We start from the raw sequence: 16,355 nt of genomic DNA, 5'->3' as shown, positions 1-16,355 counted from the left end.
GCGGTCACGCCCAGCACGTCGCCGTCCTGGTCGCGGATCAGGTCCAGCGCCATCCATTCGACGAAGAAGTGGGTCTTGGCCTTGACGTTACGCTGATACAGCGTGTGCAGCAGCGCGTGGCCGGTACGGTCAGCCGCGGCGCAGGCACGCTGCACGGGCTTCTCGCCGTAGTTCGACGTGTGACCGCCGAACGGACGCTGGTAGATGGTGCCGTCGGCGTTGCGGTCGAACGGCATGCCGAAGTGTTCCAGCTCATAGACCACGTTCGGTGCCTGGCGGCACATGAACTCGATCGCGTCCTGGTCGCCGAGCCAGTCGGAGCCCTTGACGGTGTCGTAGAAGTGATAGTGCCAGTTGTCTTCGCTCATGTTGCCCAGCGAAGCACCGATACCACCCTGCGCCGCAACGGTGTGCGAGCGGGTGGGGAAAACCTTGGACAGCACGGCCACGGAGAGGCCGGCTTCTGCCAGCTGCAGCGATGCGCGCATGCCCGAACCGCCCGCACCGACGATCACGACGTCGAATTTGCGGCGCGGCAGCCCAGTCTTGACTGCGACCATGTCTTAAACCCTCCAGAGAATCTGAGCTGCGTAGCCCGCACAACCAACGAGCCACAGAATCGTCAACACTTGCAGCGTCAAACGCACTGCCACGGGCTTCACGTAGTCCATCCAGATGTCACGGACACCGATCCAGGCGTGATACGTGAGCGACACGAACGCCAGGAACGTCAGCATCTTCATCCACTGGTTGGAGAACAGCCCCGCCCAGCTTTGGTAAGACGTGTCCTTGGAGAGCAGGAACGCAGCCAGCAGCACGACGGTGTAGACCGCCATGATCACGGCGGTGACGCGCTGCGCGAGGAAGTCCTTCAGGCCGTAGTGCGCGCCGACAACGAGGCGCTTGGGACCGATATTGTTATTTGCCATCATTCGACTCCTCAGAACAGGCCGAACAGCTTGGCGCCGAACACGACGGTCAGCAGCAGGCTGACGATCAGCACGCTCACAGCCGACTTGGAGGCCGAAGCCTTGTCGATGCCGATATGCAGATCGAGGATCAGGTAACGGACACCTGCGCAGAAGTGGTGCAGGTATGCCCAGATGAGGGCAAGGACGACAACCTTGGCAAAGCCGTTGGACAGAAGCGCCGTGAACTTGGCGAAACTGATTTCCGACGTGAGACTTTGCTCGAACAAGTACAGCACGAACGGAAGAAGAAGGAACATCAGCGCACCGCTGGCACGGTGCAAGATGGACACCTTACCGGCCCAGGGCAAGCGGTAACGGGCAATGTCGCCCAAACCGATGTTCCTGTATACCCGCCTGGCTTTCTTGATGGCTTCTGCCATGGTCAGACCCCAATTGGCTAATCAACAAACAAAACAGCTTTGCACAAATCCGCGAGATTTTAGCGCGCTTTTGTTGCGCAGCGCACCATTAATTCCATGCGACGCGCTCCACTTTTGTGCTTCCTGCCCTCGCCTGCCAGTGGCGTGATACGGGGGCCGATTGTCTTCTTTACACTGCCTTCACTACGCGCAATACGCTGTTGCGCAACGCACAAATCAAGACGCCGCCGAAGTGGCCACTGCCCGCACAAATCGGGCCATCGACGTGTCGTCAATTCAATTCGTTCTGGTAGTAGTGCCGCGTCGTGACGTACAGGCCACGACGTACCTCCACCGGTTTGTCGCCGAACGTATGCGACACGCGCTCCACCGAGAGCAGCGGCGATTCGGCCGCCACCGACAGCAATTCAGCCGTGGTCGCGTCGGCCGCGACTGCACGGATGCGCTCGGTGGCACGCAACATTCGCACGCCGAACTCCGCCTCGAAAAAGGCGTACATCGGCCCCTTCCACTCGGTCAGCTTTTCAGCCGTCAGCCCCTTGAAGCTCGCGCCCGGCAGCCAGATTTCTTCCAGCACGGTCGGCTCACCCGAAAAGAACAGGATGCGGCGAATCTGCACGACGCTGTCGCCAGCCTTGAGTTCGAGCAGGCGGGCGATTTCAGCCGGGGCGCGCATGCGCTTGCACTCCAGCACACGGCTGCTCGGATAGTGCTGCTCGCCCTGCTCCGGCATCAGGCGCAAAAACCGGAACTGCACGCCTTCTTCGTAATGCGTGGTAACGAAGGTGCCCTTGCCCTGGCGCCGCGCGACCAGGTTTTCGGCCGCCAGTTCGTCGATCGCTTTGCGCACGGTCCCTTGGCTGACCTTGTAGCGGGCCGCCAATTCCATTTCGCTGGGGATCATCTCGCCCGGCTTCCATTCGCCGGCTTGCAAGCTTTGCAGGATCAGCGTCTTGATCTGCTGATACAGCGGGCTGAAGGTGGGAGAGCCGCCCGCGCCGCCCGAAGAAGCGGGCGATGCGCCGCCTTCGCCGCCCGGGGGTGGCATCGCAGCGGACAGAGGGCTGGGTGTGCTCGACATAACTGCCGATTTCACCACAAAAGCGACAAAGGCGTCCAGCCCGTTTATAGAATGTCTTATGTCTTATATAAGACAGAAGATTCATTGACTTTCCAGCGAGGCCAGACCTACACTCGCGCCTGCTCCGGGCGACGGCCCCCACGACACGCCACAACGGCTCAAAGGTCAATCGCAGTGTGTTTCCACATCGTCATGCGGACGCAGTAAACTGCGAGGCTCTTGCCGTTTCTGAGCCGACCGCCCACGTGGCGCCGACCGTTGCCGGCAATGCCTGCGAGGCTGCACCGACATCCTGCCGGGATGCGCGCCGCGCGCAGTGCGATCCGCTTTCACTACCGTTTGGAGAGTTCTCATGGCAAAAGCACCCATGCGCGTCGCAGTGACCGGCGCTGCTGGACAGATCGGTTACGCCCTGCTGTTCCGCATCGCCGCCGGCGAAATGCTGGGCAAGGATCAACCCGTCATCCTGCAGCTGCTGGAAATCCCCGATGAGAAGGCCCAGAAGGCACTCAAGGGCGTGATGATGGAGATCGAAGACTGCGCATTCCCGCTGCTGGCTGGCATGGAAGCGCATTCCGACCCGATGACCGCATTCAAGGACGCCGATGTGGCTCTGCTGGTGGGCGCCCGCCCCCGTGGCCCGGGCATGGAACGTGCGGATCTGCTGTCGGCCAACGCCCAGATCTTCACGGCACAAGGCAAGGCACTGAACGCCGTGGCTTCGCGCAACGTCAAGGTGCTGGTGGTCGGCAACCCGGCCAACACGAACGCCTACATCGCCATGAAGTCTGCGCCGGACCTGCCGCGTGAGAACTTCACCGCCATGCTGCGCCTGGACCACAACCGCGCCCTGTCGCAGATCGCCGCCAAGACAGGCAAGCCGGTGTCGAGCATCGAAAAGCTGTTCGTGTGGGGCAACCACAGCCCGACGATGTACGCCGACTATCGCTACGCCACGATCGACGGCAAGAGCGTCAAAGACATGATCAACGACCCGGTGTGGAACAACGACGTGTTCCTGCCGACCGTTGGCAAGCGCGGCGCCGCCATCATCGAAGCGCGCGGCTTGTCGTCGGCTGCTTCGGCTGCCAACGCCGCCATCGACCACGTGCGTGACTGGGTGCTTGGCACCAACGGCAAGATTGTCACGATGGGCATCCCGTCGAACGGCGAATACGGCATTCCGAAGGACGTGATGTTCGGCTTCCCGGTCACCACCGAAAACGGCAAGTACAAGATCGTCGAAGGCCTGGAAATCGACGAGTACAGCCAAGGCAAGATCAAGATCACGCTGGACGAGCTGGAAGGCGAGCGTGCGGGCGTGCAGCACCTGCTGTAATCCGCATGATCTAAGAAAGAACCGGAGCGGATCGGCAGCGAACCCTCCGGTTTTTTTACACCTGCATTTTGATCAAGACACAGGCGTGACAAGCGCCGCCCAACCGATACCACCCCGTGCACCCCACCGAGGTTTTGTTCCAGGACGATGCGCTGCCGGCCCAATTGCCGGTCTGCGACCACTACGCGGGCGCAGAAAAACTGATGCGCAAGTCGCTCGCTCTGCAACAAGCCCTTGGCCCCGTTTTCGACATCACGTTTGACTGCGAAGACGGTGCCGCGGTCGGCCAGGAACGCGCACATGCCGAACTGGCCGCCGCGCTCATCAACAGCGACGACAACCGCTTCAACCGCGTTGGCGTGCGCATCCACGATCCGAACCACGATGCGTGGACGCAGGACGTCGACATCCTTGTAGGCCTTGCCGGCCGCCGACTCGCCTACGTGACCGTGCCCAAGGTACGTGACGTGGTGGAAGTGGCGCGCGTGACCGATCGCATCAACCAGGCCGCCAAGGCTGCGGGCATTGCGCGACACCTGCCGATCCATGTGTTGATCGAAACGCATGGCGCACTCACGCAGGTGTTCGATATCGCTTCGTTGGTGCAGGTGGAATGCCTGAGCTTCGGCCTGATGGATTTTGTTTCGGCGCACAACGGTGCGATTCCGGGCGCGGCGATGGGCTCGCCCGAGCAGTTCGAGCATCCGCTGATCCGCCGCGCGCTGACCGATATTTCCGCCGCGTGCCACGCCCACGGCAAAGTGCCGTCGCACAACGTCAGCACTGACATCAAACACCCGGACCGCGCGGGCGCCGATGCTGCGCGTGCCCGCAACGAGTTCGGCTATCTGCGCAAGTGGAGCATCCATCCGGACCAGATCACGCCGATCGTTTCGGCCTTCCGCCCATCGCACGAAGAAGTGACACACGCGAGCGCCATTCTTGCTGCGGCGCAGGACGCCTCGTGGGGACCAATCCAGCATGAAGGCCGGCTGCATGACCGCGCGAGCTATCGCTATTGGTGGGCCGTGCTGCAACGGGCGCACACCACGGGCGTGGAGATGCCGGCCGACGCCATCGCGCGCTTCTTCGCGTGACTGGCATAGAAAGGAGATTCGCCATGACAGCAAACACCCAAGCCAGCGCAGGAGCGCGCTTCCGCCAGGCGCTGGTGGAAGAATCGCCGCTGCAGGTGGTCGGCACCATCAACGCCAACCACGCGCTGCTGGCCAAGCGCGCCGGTTACCGCGCGATCTATCTGTCGGGCGGCGGCGTGGCAGCGGGCTCGCTGGGCTTGCCGGATCTTGGCATATCGGGACTGGATGACGTTTTGACCGACGTCCGCCGCATCACCGATGTGTGCGACGTACCGCTGCTGGTAGACGTCGACACGGGCTTCGGCGCTTCCGCATTCAACGTGGCGCGCACGACCAAGTCGCTCATCAAGTTTGGCGCTGCGGCCATGCATATCGAAGACCAGGTCGGCGCCAAGCGCTGCGGCCATCGTCCCAATAAGGAGATCGTCTCGAAGGACGAGATGGTCGATCGCATCAAGGCGGCCGTCGATGCCCGCACCGACGCCAGCTTTGTCGTCATGGCCCGCACCGATGCACTGGCCGTCGAAGGGTTCGACCGCGCCCTTGAACGCGCCGTGGCCTGCGTGGAAGCCGGCGCGGACGCGATTTTTCCCGAGGCGATGACGGAACTATCGATGTACCGCAAGTTTGTCGACGCGGTGAAGGTGCCGGTGCTGGCCAACATCACCGAATTTGGCCAGACGCCTCTTTTCACGCGCGATGAGCTGGCGTCCGCAGGCGTGTCGATGATCCTGTATCCACTGTCGGCATTCCGCGCGATGAACAAGGCCGCGGCGAACGTCTACGCCGCCATTCGCCGCGATGGCACGCAAAAAAATGTCGTCGACACCATGCAGACGCGCATGGAGCTGTACGACAGCATCGGTTACCACGACTACGAAGCCAAGCTGGACGCGCTGTTCGCACAGAATCGCGGTTGAGCCGGGCCAATATCCACACCAACGCAAACAAGGAGAACGGAAGGCAAAGCTGCGGGGCAAGCTGGCCGGGAACGCCTCAGAAAACGTCGCTGGTGCAGGCACGACACCTCCTTTTGGCGGGGCGGTCGGGCGAGCATGTAACAGAACGTTGGGCACGGCGTCCAAATCGGTCAAAATACCGGCCGGTGTGCGAAATGCCGTGGCATTCCGTGGCCTGGCAGCCGCCTCCCCCACTCTGTCTTACCGAAGGAAACCCTATGAACAAATTCATCGTGGGCGCCTGTGCTGGCGTTCTTTCGCTGGCTGCATCGCAATATGCAACCGCCCAGGCCCCCGCCAAGCCGGCTGCCAAGAAGGCTCCGGCCAAGAAGCGTGCCGCCAAGAAGGCCGCGCCTGTTGCCGCCGTCAAGCCAGAAGGCGTCGAATGGAAGTGCGAGCTTGGCAACGAGCTGTACCTCAAGGGCGACATGGCGCGCGACCAGATCATTACGATGTACTGGAAGGGCAAGAACTACCAGCTGCCGCGCCAGATGACCCGCACCGGCGCTGACCGTTACTTCGACCAGAAGACCGGTATGGACCTGGTGGTGATCCCGGCCAAGGCCATGCTGTTCGACCGCAACGAAGGCCACCGCCTGGCCGATGAGTGCCAGACCGCCGAAATGGCTGCCGGCGCACCGGCTCCGACGCAAGCGGGCGCCCTGCGCGCCCCGGCCGGCCTGCCGCTGATGACGCCGGACAGCCCGGCCCCAGCTCCGGCCCCTGCGCCGGGCGCAGCCCAACCGGCCCAGCAATAACGCGATATCGCGCAAAAGGCCCACAGGAGCCGCCCATGTCCGCACCGGTTGCGAACATCCGCACGAATCTGGACAAGGTCATCGTCGACGATGTGGCCTTGTCTGGATGCGCCGGGCTCCTTGGGCCTTTTGTGTCTGGGACCGTCCTGTCAGATGGCACGACGGGCACGACGGCTCCAGGCACGCCCCTCTTCTGCCGCAAGGCAATCGAAGATCAACAAGATGCCCTCGCCCGCGGCCTGCGCACCAATGTGCTGCGCATGAAAATTGCCCGCGTGGAAAACCTGCCTTTCACCACGAATGACCACGACGCCAAGAAGCGTTCGATCGCCCATGGCATCACCGCCCGCATCAACGGCGGCAAGACGTTCAGCGGTGTCGTGGCGAAGTACCTGGCCGGTCAGAAGCCAAGCCGGTCAACGCGTTTGTCGGTTTGTACGTGATTTGATTTTGTCGATTTGATGTATCCGCAAGGAGTGCCACGGCACCCCACGCATCCTCAAGCCTTGGAGTCATGCCATGCCCCACAATCTGAAAAAAACACTCAAGGAATTTAAGATCAACGGTGGTCAGACCGGCAAGTTCCACTCCCTGCCGCAACTTGGCAAGGAACTGGGCGTGGCGATCGAGCGCCTGCCGGTGTCGATCCGTATCGTGCTGGAGTCCGTGCTGCGCAACTGCGACGGCAAGAAGGTGACCGAAGAGCACGTTGCGCAACTGGCCAACTGGAAGCCGAACGCCGAGCGCGTTGACGAAATCCCGTTCGTGGTCGCTCGCGTGGTGCTGCAGGACTTTACCGGCGTGCCGCTGCTGGCCGATCTGGCCGCCATGCGCAACGTGGCCGAGCGCATGGGCAAGAACCCAAAGAAGATCGAGCCGCTGGTGCCGGTCGACCTCGTGGTGGATCACTCGGTGCAGGTCGACCACTTCCGCGAGAAGAAAGCCCTGGACCTGAACATGCAACTGGAGTTCTCGCGCAACAACGAGCGCTACCAGTTCATGAAGTGGGGCATGCAGGCATTCGACACGTTTGGCGTGGTGCAGCCGGGCTTCGGCATCGTCCACCAGGTGAACCTGGAATACCTGGCACGCGGCGTCCATAAGAAAGACGGCGTGTTCTACCCGGATACGCTGGTCGGCACCGACAGCCACACCACCATGATCAACGGTATCGGCGTGGTGGGCTGGGGCGTGGGCGGCATCGAGGCCGAGGCCGGCATGCTGGGCCAGCCGGTGTATTTCCTGACGCCGGACGTCGTGGGTGTGGAGCTGAAGGGCCGCCTGCGCGAAGGCTGCACGGCAACGGACCTTGTGCTCACGATTACCGAAATGCTGCGCAAGGAGAAGGTCGTCGGCAAGTTCGTCGAGTTCTTCGGCGAAGGCACGGCCAGCCTGTCGCTGCCGGACCGCGCGACCATCGGCAACATGGCTCCGGAATACGGCGCCACGATGGGCTTCTTCCCGGTGGACGACAAGACCATCGATTATTTCAAGGGCACGGGCCGCACGAAGGAAGAAATCGCTGCGTTCGAAGGCTACTTCAAGGCGCAGAAGCTGTTCGGCGTACCGAAGGCCGGCGAAATCGACTACACGAAGACGCTGACGCTGGATCTGGGCACGGTGGCTCCGTCGCTCGCCGGCCCGAAGCGTCCGCAAGACCGTATCGAAATCGGCAACGTGAAGTCGACGTTCTCGTCGCTGTTCTCGAAGCCGGTCGCGGAAAACGGGTTCAACAAGAAGTCGGAAGACCTCGACAAGACCTTCACGACCACCAACGGCGTTGACGTGAAAAGTGGCGACGTGCTCATCGCGGCCATCACCTCGTGCACGAACACCTCGAACCCGAGCGTGCTGCTGGCGGCGGGCCTGCTGGCCAAGAAGGCTGTCGAAGCCGGCCTGGAGGTCGCGCCGCACATCAAGACCTCGCTCGCCCCGGGAAGCCGTGTGGTGACCAAGTATCTGGAAGCCGCCGGTCTGCTGCCGTACCTGGAAAAGCTTGGCTTTGGCGTGACGGCATACGGCTGCACGACCTGTATCGGCAACGCCGGTGACCTGACGCCGGAACTCAACGAAGCCATCGTGAAGAACGATATCGTTGCTGCCGCCGTGCTGTCGGGCAACCGCAACTTTGAAGCGCGTATCCACCCGAACATCCGCGCCAACTTCCTGGCCTCGCCGCCGCTGGTCGTCGCTTACGCGATCGCCGGCAACGTGACGCGCGACCTGATGACCGAGCCGGTCGGCAAGGGCAAGAAGGGCAAAGACGTCTATCTGGGCGATATTTGGCCGACCTCGGACGAGATCGCCAAGCTGATGAAGTTTGCGATGAACGCCGACACGTTCCGCACGAACTACGAACAGGTCAAGAAGCCGTCCAAGCTGTGGGCCAACGTCAAGGGCACGAAGGGCCAGGTCTACGATTGGCCGAAGTCGACGTACATCGCCGAGCCGCCGTTCTTCGAAGGCTTTGGCATGACGCCGGCGGCTGCCTCGGCATCGGTCAAGGGCGCACGCGCACTCGGCGTGTTTGGGGATTCCGTGACGACCGACCACATCTCCCCGGCCGGTTCGATCAAGGAAACGTCACCGGCCGGCAAGTACCTGCTGGCCAACGGCGTGCTCAAGGCCGATTTCAACAGCTACGGTTCGCGCCGCGGCAACCACGAGGTGATGATGCGCGGCACGTTCGCCAACGTGCGTATCAAGAACCTGATGATCCCGGCCAAGGCTGACGGTTCGCGCGTGGAAGGCGGCGAGACGCTCTTCCAGCCCAGCGGCGAACAAATGTCGATCTACGACGCTGCCATGAAGTACATCGCCGACGGCACGCCGACGGTCGTGTTCGGTGGCGAAGAGTACGGCACGGGCAGCTCGCGCGACTGGGCCGCCAAGGGCACGCAACTGCTGGGCGTGAAGGCCGTGATCGCACGCAGCTTCGAGCGTATCCACCGCTCGAACCTGGTCGGCATGGGCGTGCTGCCGCTGCAGTTCAAGGGCAACGACTCGGCGCAGTCGCTTGGCATCGTGGGCGACGAGACCTTCGACATCGAAGGCCTGGACGGCGAAATCAAGCCGCAACAGGACGTCACCCTGGTCATTCATCGCGCCAACGGCGAGACCACGCGTGCGCAAGTGCTGCTGCGCATCGACACGCCGATCGAAGTCGACTACTACAAGCACGGCGGGATCCTGCCGTTCGTGCTGCGTCAGCTGCTGGCAGCATAAGCTTCACGCCATTACGCGGCATTGGTGCAGAACGGAAACCGGCTCTTCGGAGCCGGTTTTTTATTGCCTGCCGAATCAAACAAGGTGACGATGCACCAATCGGCGAACAGGCTTTGGTACAGTGTGCCGAATAGGCCGCGTGATGTGCTCTCCCTGTTGGTGTCGAAATTGTCGTCCGCCCTCACCTGGTCCTCTCATTGCTGGAGTCCCGCACCCATGGCCCAAGTGGTACTAGCTTTCATCGTCGTGGCGGCTGCCGTGTTCTACATCTTGGTCAAGGCACCGCAGACCGACGCCCAGACCCCAGCCCCCGCTGTGGCAGCTGCACCTGTGCCCCCGCCTCCGCCGTTGGCTGCTTCCGAGCCCGTCGCCGCGACGCACGCGGCACCAGCCAGCGCGCCAGCTGCATCGGAACCCACACCGGCTTCCGTACCTGCAGCCGCGAGCAGTGTGGCAGCGGGAGCATCGACGCCTGCGGCCAAGCCTTAACGTTTTCGCCTATGGGTTTCGTAATAGGCGTCGCGCAGTAGCGTACAAGGGTAAAATAATGCCCCTTTCATTGTTCCAACGACCGGTACGGCACAGCATGGCAGGATTCCGCTCCAAGGCTCCCCAACGTCTTTCCCCCGATGCAGAACGGCTGGTGGCCGATGCGCTGGCGCTCGACGCGTCAGGCAGCCGCATCGAAGACGTCTATTGGGAACAAAGGCTGTCCGAACGTCTTTCCCGGCTGCTCAAGAACGGCAGCCAGACCGCGCTCGACGCCGCGCTAGACCATCTTTTCAAACACAACGAGGAAGCTTCCGACGTGCTGGCCGAACAGGCCGAGACACTGGCCGAATCGGCCATCCTCAGCTCAGGTGGCGTCGAATATGACGCGTTGCTGATCGCAGCGCCCATCCTGGCACACACGCGCTACATGATCCCCTCGGGCACGATCAAGCCTGAGATGGCGCAGACACTACAGGTGCACCTGCAGGCCCACGTGATGGCTTCAAACGCCCGCGTGGCGCTCGCGCCGTATCTGTACAGCATCGACCAGCTGCCGCGCACCCATTCCGACACCTTTGCGCTCACGCACAAGCTGGCGGCCTATGCGCTGTCCGGCCAGCCTGCCAAGGTCGAATTGCGCGATATGCCCGAGACGGCACCGATCCTGGCCGATCCACGCTACCTGGTGGCGATCGTCGTCGCGCAACACGGCCAGGCGCTGTTCCGCTGGCAGGAAGACGCCAAGGAGCACCACGCAGAGCGCTCCGCCTGCCTGGAGCAATGGCGCGAGCAAGTCACGCCGACCATCTCAACACTGATGCCAGGCTGCGAGTTCGACCTGCTGCTGCCAGACGCCTTCTTCCTGTCCTGTCGCGAGTCCGACAAGCAGATCCGCCCGCTGACCGTGCGGGCCGCCGTCAATTACCTGCAGGGCGCGCTCGATATGCCGGCCAACCGCTTCGGCGCCATCATCGGCGCATTCGGCGAAGAGCAGATCGAGGAATACCGCGTGGCCTTCACGGTGCGCGGCGAGAAAGACCTCATCTACGGCATCGTCTGGCCAGTGTACGGCCGCGACGGCGGCGCCACGGATGTCACCGCGGAAGGCGAACCAGGCAGTCCGCTGGAGCAGATCTGCGATGAGTTGCGCGCCTGCGGCATCGAAGACATCTTCCGTCACGGCCAGCTTTTCGAACCGGAGTACTGCGAAGACTGCGGCGCCCCGCTCTATGCAGACCGCTCGGCAGAAATCGTCCACGCAGAAATGCCGGAAGACGCGCCGACACAGCAGCCGCTGTTCCACTGATCGGCAACGCACGTTATCAAAGCCACCTCCGGGTGGCTTTTTTATTGCTCCGCCATCGTTCATATTGATTGTTGGTTTGCGTCGCACGTGCCGGACCGGGCTGCGGCACAATGACGGTCTTCCGCCACATGGCATCACCGCCCGAACCCCAGGAGCCTCCCGATGACAACCCGTCCCCTCTTGTGTGTTCCCATCCGCGCCTTGATCCGCAACCTCGCCGCATGCGCGCTGGCCGCGGCTGCCGTAGTGCCGTTCGCCGCGCAAGCCGACGACCTCCGCATCGGTCTGTCCGCCGACGTCACGTCGATGGACCCGCAATGGAACAACGCCGGCCCCAACAACGCCATGGCGCTGCACATCTTCGAGTCGCTGGTCTTTCTCGACAAGAACGGCCGCTACACGCCTGGCTTGGCCACCTCGTGGAAACCGGTCGACGCCAACACGTGGGAAATCAAGCTGCGCCCCAACGTGAAGTGGAGTGACGGCACGCCGTTCACCGGTGAAGACGTGAAAGCATCGATCGAACGTCCGGCGCGCCTGACCAACAGCCCAGGCCCGTTCACGAGCTATACCAAGTCGATTACCGAAGTGCAGATCGTCGATCCGCTCACGGTGCGGCTGAAGTTGTCGACGCCCAATTACGCGAGCATCCCCAACGATCTGAACAGCCTGCCCATCATCCCGAAGAAAGTGGCCAACGCGGCGCAGGCGGACTTTGATGCGGGCCGCGCCATGATCGGCACCGGGCCGTTCCTGTTCGACCACTTCACGCGCGGGCAGGAAATCGTCCTGAAGAAGAATCCGCACTACTGGGGCCGCGTGCCGCAGTGGGACAAGGTGACGTTCAAGATCATCACCGACAATGCCGCGCGCACTGCCGCGCTGCTCTCGGGCGATGTGGATGTCGTCGAGGCCGTGCCGGCTGCGGACGTGCCGCGCATCAAGCAAGACCCGAAGTTCCACCTAGAACAACAGGTGTCGTGGCGCACGATTTTCTGGCAGATGGACCAAAGCCGCGATGTGTCGCCGTTCGTGACCGACAAGGCCGGCAAGCCGCTCGCCAAGAATCCCCTGAAGGACCATCGCGTGCGTGAGGCCATCGCACTGGCCATCAACCGCGACGCCATCGTCAGCCGCGTGCTTGAGGGCCAAGGCGTGGTCGCATCGAGCATCGTGTCGCCGCAGATCTTTGGGCATCCGGGCGGCAAGACAATTCCATATGACCCTGCTCGCGCGAAGAAACTGCTTGCCGAGGCGGGCTACCCGGACGGCTTCGGGCTCACGCTGCACGCCACTAACAACCGCTATCTGAATGACGCGCAGGTCGCGCAGACCACCGCACAGCTGCTCACGCGCATCGGCATCCAGACGAAAGTGGAAACGCTGCCGGTGGCGGCGTATTTCTCGCGTGCGCGTCAGGGCGAGTTCTCGTTCATGATGCTCGGCTGGGGCTCGGTGGCGGCCGATGTGGCGCTGCGCAGCATTCTCGGCACGCCCAACCCGCAAACCGGCTACGGCTCGTGGAACTGGGGCCGCTACAGCAATCCGGAACTGGACAAACTGGTGCAGACGTCGCTGTCGACGGTCTCGAGCGAACAGGCACACGAGCAGGCCGCCAAGACCGCGGCGCGCTTTGCGCAGACCGACTACGCGATCATCCCGTCGCATCACCAACTGGCCACGTGGGCCATGCGCAAGGGCATCCGCTATGAGGCGCGCACCGACGAATGGTCGCTCGCGTGGTTGTTCACCAAGCAATGATGATCACTTGGTAACCAACACCTTGCCGTAACGCGCTGTTACAGCAAATTCGCCTGATGTGCCGCATTGGGGACGCATTGGGGTAACTAGCAGGAACTTTCATCCTTAGCTTTCCTCTATCATGGCGATTTCCACGCCGACACCCTGTAACACTCGTGATGTTGCGACCCAAACTACTCTGTCTCGGCGTCGTCGCTTTGCTGGCCGCCTGCTCCAACCTGCAGACTGAACCGACCGATGCGTCGGCCCAGGCCACCAACGCCACGCCGAACACCCCTGCCGTGCAAGCCAAGCCGGCCATCCAGCCCGTCCCGACCACGCCGCCCATCGTCTTCGGCTCGACCGACAGCAGCGGCACCACGACGGTCAATCTGCCCTCCAAGGACAAGATGAGCTTGTCCGAATACCGTGCACAAACCCGTGACCGCCTGATTCAATCGGAAGGTGCCCGCCCTGACGTGGCAGACTGCGCCGCGCATGCGAGCTGGATCATCCCGCGCTCGACCAATTTCGACCAGTTCCGCCTGCCGACGGGTGCGCTTTCCAGCGACCAAGCCAAGGTTGAGCCGTGGGACTCCCGCTTCTCGTCCAGCAAGCAAGGCGCGATCAAGGTGTCGAGCGTGGTCAGCTTCAATGCCGCCGTGCACAAGCGCGGCACGGGCAATGACCAATGGGAGCCCGTGCGCGTGCGCTGCGGGTATGACGAAGGGATGATGCTGGCGTATGAGCTGCTCGACGCCAATGGCCAGCCGTTCGCTGCCCCGGCCGCTGCGCCTTCGTCGTCGAAAGCGCGCACGCACTGCCGCCGCGGCCATCGCTGCACGACCGGTGCGGCTGCACACGGCAAGAGCACGGGCAAGGCCTCGACGAAAGCGACAGCCAAGTCCGCCAAGGGCAGCACCACCGCCAAAACCAAATCGACGACGGCAAGCAAATCCACCGCCAAGTCGACAACCAAGAAGAAGACGACGAAGTCGTCCTCCAACTAAGCGCAACGCGCCGCCTACACAGGCGGCGCGGCGTTTGTCTTCAGCCGAGATACTCCAGGATCGCCTGGAGCATGGCCGCGCCCAACGCGGCGCTGCGGGCGCCGTCCCAGCCCACGCGTGCGTCGGGCAGGTTGGCGTTGTCCTTGAATGGCATTTCCAGCGTCAACGACAAGCACCCATAGGTGTGACCGATGTACTTGGAGGCGAGCTTGAGCGCGTCTTCGTTGTACTTGCTGGCCTCGTAGCCGTATCGCGTCTGGAAATCCGGTGACGCGCGCAGGAACGCCGCGACAAAGCGGTCCTGATCAGCACGCTGTGCATCGGTAAAGCCCGGCAGCATCTCGCTGCCCGCCACGAATACATAAGGCAGAGCCTCGTCGCCGTGGATGTCGAAGAACAGGTCGACGCCGGTCTGCTCGATGGCCTGACGTACAGCCAGCACTTCGGGACTGCGCTGGGCGTCGGGTTCCATCCATTCGCGATTCAGGTTGGCGCCGGCCGCGTTGGTGCGCAGGTTGCCCAGCGACGAGCCGTCCGGGTTCATGTTCGGCACGATATGGAAGACGGCGCGCTCGGCAAGCACACGGCCGAGCGGATCGCCGCTCCAGGCACCTTGACGCGTCAGACGCGCGAGCAGGCCCTCAACGAACCACTCGGCCATCGTCTCACCCGGATGCTGACGTGCGATGATCCACACGTTCTTCTTGCTAGGGCCGGGTTCGCCGACGGTGATGCTCGTCATGTCGCGGCCCTGGACCGTTTGCCCCAAGCGTTGCGTGCGCACACCCGGCTTCGTTTGCGCGGCGGCCACGAGCGAGAGATGGCGCTCATCCGAGTACGGCTCGAAGTATGCAAACCAGATGCTGTCATGCTCGGGCGTCAACTCGATGGACATCGTTTTGCCGTCATAGCGGGTCGGCACACGGAACCAATGCTCGCGGTCGTATGAGGCGACGGCACGGTAGTCCTTCCAGCCGGCGGCGTAGGTGCATTCACCGGCGTTTTCCAGCGCGAGTTTGCAGGCTTGGCCCTGCACACCTTGCAGACGGAAGTGGAACCACTGCGTGAAGTCTGCGTGCGAATCGCGGCGAATGCGCAGGCGAATGGCATCGGCCCGCGCGGCATCGACGATTTCGATGGCGCCGCTGTCAAATGCGCTGGAGATGTGCGGCTGAGTGGCTGTCATGTCGGATCCTGTCATCAGGTGAGCTTGCGGCGGAAGACCCAGCGCTCGTCGTCGGAATCGGCAGCAGCAAAGGCATAGCCGTCGACGTCGAACGCCTTGAGCTTGCGCGGATCGGTGATGCGGTGCTCGATCGCGTAGCGCGCCATCAGACCACGCGCACGCTTTGCGTAGAACGAGATGATCTTGTACTGCCCGTTCTTCCAGTCTTCAAAAACCGGTGTGACGATGCGCGCCTTGAGCACTTTGGGCCGCACCACCTTGAAATACTCTTCCGAGGCAAGATTGACGAGCACGGGGTCGTCGTCTTGTTTGAAGAGCTTGTTGAGCGCGAGCGTCACGTCGTCGCCCCAGAAGGCGTACAAATCCTTGCCGCGCGGATTGGCCAGGCGCGTGCCCATTTCCAGGCGATACGGCTGCATCCAGTCCAGCGGGCGCAACACGCCGTACAGCCCCGACAGAATCCGCAGATGCTTCTGCGCGAATTGCAGATCGTCGACCGCCAGCGAATTGGCATCGAGCCCGCCGTAGACATCGCCGTCGAAGGCCAGCGCGGCCTGCTTGCTGTTCTCGGCAGTGAATTCGGGCGACCAATCCGCATAGCGCGTGGCATTGAGCGCCGCCAGCGGATCGGAAATGTGCATCAGCGTGCCGATCTGGGCCGGCGACAGCTTGCGGAGCACTTCAATGAGTTCTGCGGAGCGCTCGATGAAATCGGGCAGCGTGTGGGTCTTGGTGCGCGGCGGCGTGTCGTAGTCGAGCGACTTGGCCGGCGAGAGGACGATGATCATGTCAGAATCGCGGTTCACAAGTC

Annotated in this window: 16 protein-coding genes; 10 read left to right on the top strand and 6 right to left on the bottom strand. The window is 62.7% G+C overall.

Annotation, left to right across the window (positions count from 1 at the left end; genetic code table 11):
- The 4 genes from DOD19_RS05025 to DOD19_RS05010 form a co-directional block, all read right to left on the bottom strand.
- Positions 1 to 560: FAD-dependent oxidoreductase (locus DOD19_RS05025; RefSeq protein ID WP_162634346.1), on the bottom strand; the 560-nt coding region annotated here is incomplete at its 3' end.
- Between the two features lie 3 nt (positions 561 to 563).
- Positions 564 to 929, bottom strand: a complete 366-nt coding sequence (sdhD, locus tag DOD19_RS05020; RefSeq protein WP_004637532.1) for a succinate dehydrogenase, hydrophobic membrane anchor protein — start codon at positions 927 to 929, stop codon at positions 564 to 566.
- Between the two features lie 11 nt (positions 930 to 940).
- Positions 941 to 1,351: a succinate dehydrogenase, cytochrome b556 subunit gene (gene sdhC / locus DOD19_RS05015; RefSeq protein ID WP_112184389.1), complete on the bottom strand. Its 411-nt coding sequence runs from the start codon at positions 1,349 to 1,351 to the stop codon at positions 941 to 943.
- 271 nt (positions 1,352 to 1,622) lie between these two features.
- The gene (locus tag DOD19_RS05010; protein WP_024975344.1) at positions 1,623 to 2,432 is read right to left on the bottom strand and encodes a GntR family transcriptional regulator; all 810 of its coding nucleotides are present in this window, start codon (positions 2,430 to 2,432) and stop codon (positions 1,623 to 1,625) included.
- A gap of 352 nt (positions 2,433 to 2,784) precedes the next feature.
- On the opposite strand from DOD19_RS05010, the gene DOD19_RS05005 reads away from it, so the two are divergent.
- From DOD19_RS05005 to DOD19_RS04960, 10 genes are all read left to right on the top strand, one after another.
- The gene (locus tag DOD19_RS05005; protein ID WP_024975343.1) at positions 2,785 to 3,771 is read left to right on the top strand and encodes a malate dehydrogenase; all 987 of its coding nucleotides are present in this window, start codon (positions 2,785 to 2,787) and stop codon (positions 3,769 to 3,771) included.
- 116 nt (positions 3,772 to 3,887) lie between these two features.
- A complete protein-coding gene (locus DOD19_RS05000) occupies positions 3,888 to 4,868 on the top strand; it encodes a CoA ester lyase (protein WP_024975342.1) in 981 nt (326 codons plus the stop codon).
- Between the two features lie 23 nt (positions 4,869 to 4,891).
- Entirely contained in the window at positions 4,892 to 5,788 is an 897-nt protein-coding gene (gene prpB / locus DOD19_RS04995) for a methylisocitrate lyase (protein WP_112184387.1), read from the top strand.
- Between the two features lie 257 nt (positions 5,789 to 6,045).
- Positions 6,046 to 6,585, top strand: a complete 540-nt coding sequence (locus tag DOD19_RS04990) for a hypothetical protein (RefSeq protein WP_024975340.1) — start codon at positions 6,046 to 6,048, stop codon at positions 6,583 to 6,585.
- 35 nt (positions 6,586 to 6,620) lie between these two features.
- The gene (locus DOD19_RS04985; protein WP_112184385.1) at positions 6,621 to 7,028 is read left to right on the top strand and encodes a 2-methylcitrate dehydratase; all 408 of its coding nucleotides are present in this window, start codon (positions 6,621 to 6,623) and stop codon (positions 7,026 to 7,028) included.
- Positions 7,029 to 7,104: 76 nt separating this feature from the next.
- Positions 7,105 to 9,810, top strand: coding sequence for an aconitate hydratase AcnA (gene acnA / locus DOD19_RS04980; protein ID WP_112184384.1), 2,706 nt, complete (start codon positions 7,105 to 7,107; stop codon positions 9,808 to 9,810).
- A gap of 216 nt (positions 9,811 to 10,026) precedes the next feature.
- Positions 10,027 to 10,299 (top strand): hypothetical protein, encoded by a 273-nt coding sequence (locus tag DOD19_RS04975; protein ID WP_080693642.1) that lies wholly within the window; start codon positions 10,027 to 10,029, stop codon positions 10,297 to 10,299.
- 97 nt (positions 10,300 to 10,396) lie between these two features.
- Positions 10,397 to 11,608, top strand: a complete 1,212-nt coding sequence (locus DOD19_RS04970) for a DUF2863 family protein (protein WP_024975336.1) — start codon at positions 10,397 to 10,399, stop codon at positions 11,606 to 11,608.
- Positions 11,609 to 11,770: 162 nt separating this feature from the next.
- Entirely contained in the window at positions 11,771 to 13,369 is a 1,599-nt protein-coding gene (locus DOD19_RS04965; protein ID WP_112184383.1) for an ABC transporter substrate-binding protein, read from the top strand.
- Between the two features lie 158 nt (positions 13,370 to 13,527).
- A complete protein-coding gene (locus tag DOD19_RS04960) occupies positions 13,528 to 14,358 on the top strand; it encodes a hypothetical protein (protein WP_024975334.1) in 831 nt (276 codons plus the stop codon).
- 40 nt (positions 14,359 to 14,398) lie between these two features.
- Here DOD19_RS04960 and DOD19_RS04955 read toward each other — a convergent pair whose 3' ends face one another.
- Positions 14,399 to 15,544 (bottom strand): M14-type cytosolic carboxypeptidase, encoded by a 1,146-nt coding sequence (locus tag DOD19_RS04955; RefSeq protein ID WP_112184381.1) that lies wholly within the window; start codon positions 15,542 to 15,544, stop codon positions 14,399 to 14,401.
- Positions 15,545 to 15,558: 14 nt separating this feature from the next.
- Positions 15,559 to 16,332 (bottom strand): peroxide stress protein YaaA, encoded by a 774-nt coding sequence (gene yaaA, locus DOD19_RS04950; RefSeq protein ID WP_024975332.1) that lies wholly within the window; start codon positions 16,330 to 16,332, stop codon positions 15,559 to 15,561.
- Between the last annotated feature and the right edge of the window lie 23 nt (positions 16,333 to 16,355).

Origin of the sequence: Ralstonia sp. GX3-BWBA, from assembly GCF_003290055.1 — a bacterium.
In the GTDB taxonomy this organism is placed as follows: Bacteria; Pseudomonadota; Gammaproteobacteria; order Burkholderiales; family Burkholderiaceae; genus Ralstonia; species Ralstonia holmesii.
This window is presented reverse-complemented; position numbering and strand designations above follow the sequence as displayed.

Coding starts and splice junctions, on each gene's coding strand:
- sdhD (WP_004637532.1), bottom strand. CDS start 929: ATGGCAAATAACAATATCGGTCCCAAGCGCCTCGTTGTCGGCGCGCAC.
- sdhC (WP_112184389.1), bottom strand. CDS start 1,351: ATGGCAGAAGCCATCAAGAAAGCCAGGCGGGTATACAGGAACATCGGT.
- DOD19_RS05010 (WP_024975344.1), bottom strand. CDS start 2,432: ATGTCGAGCACACCCAGCCCTCTGTCCGCTGCGATGCCACCCCCGGGC.
- DOD19_RS05005 (WP_024975343.1), top strand. CDS start 2,785: ATGGCAAAAGCACCCATGCGCGTCGCAGTGACCGGCGCTGCTGGACAG.
- prpB (WP_112184387.1), top strand. CDS start 4,892: ATGACAGCAAACACCCAAGCCAGCGCAGGAGCGCGCTTCCGCCAGGCG.
- DOD19_RS04990 (WP_024975340.1), top strand. CDS start 6,046: ATGAACAAATTCATCGTGGGCGCCTGTGCTGGCGTTCTTTCGCTGGCT.
- DOD19_RS04985 (WP_112184385.1), top strand. CDS start 6,621: ATGTCCGCACCGGTTGCGAACATCCGCACGAATCTGGACAAGGTCATC.
- acnA (WP_112184384.1), top strand. CDS start 7,105: ATGCCCCACAATCTGAAAAAAACACTCAAGGAATTTAAGATCAACGGT.
- DOD19_RS04975 (WP_080693642.1), top strand. CDS start 10,027: ATGGCCCAAGTGGTACTAGCTTTCATCGTCGTGGCGGCTGCCGTGTTC.
- DOD19_RS04970 (WP_024975336.1), top strand. CDS start 10,397: ATGGCAGGATTCCGCTCCAAGGCTCCCCAACGTCTTTCCCCCGATGCA.
- DOD19_RS04965 (WP_112184383.1), top strand. CDS start 11,771: ATGACAACCCGTCCCCTCTTGTGTGTTCCCATCCGCGCCTTGATCCGC.
- DOD19_RS04960 (WP_024975334.1), top strand. CDS start 13,528: ATGTTGCGACCCAAACTACTCTGTCTCGGCGTCGTCGCTTTGCTGGCC.
- DOD19_RS04955 (WP_112184381.1), bottom strand. CDS start 15,544: ATGACAGCCACTCAGCCGCACATCTCCAGCGCATTTGACAGCGGCGCC.
- yaaA (WP_024975332.1), bottom strand. CDS start 16,332: ATGATCATCGTCCTCTCGCCGGCCAAGTCGCTCGACTACGACACGCCG.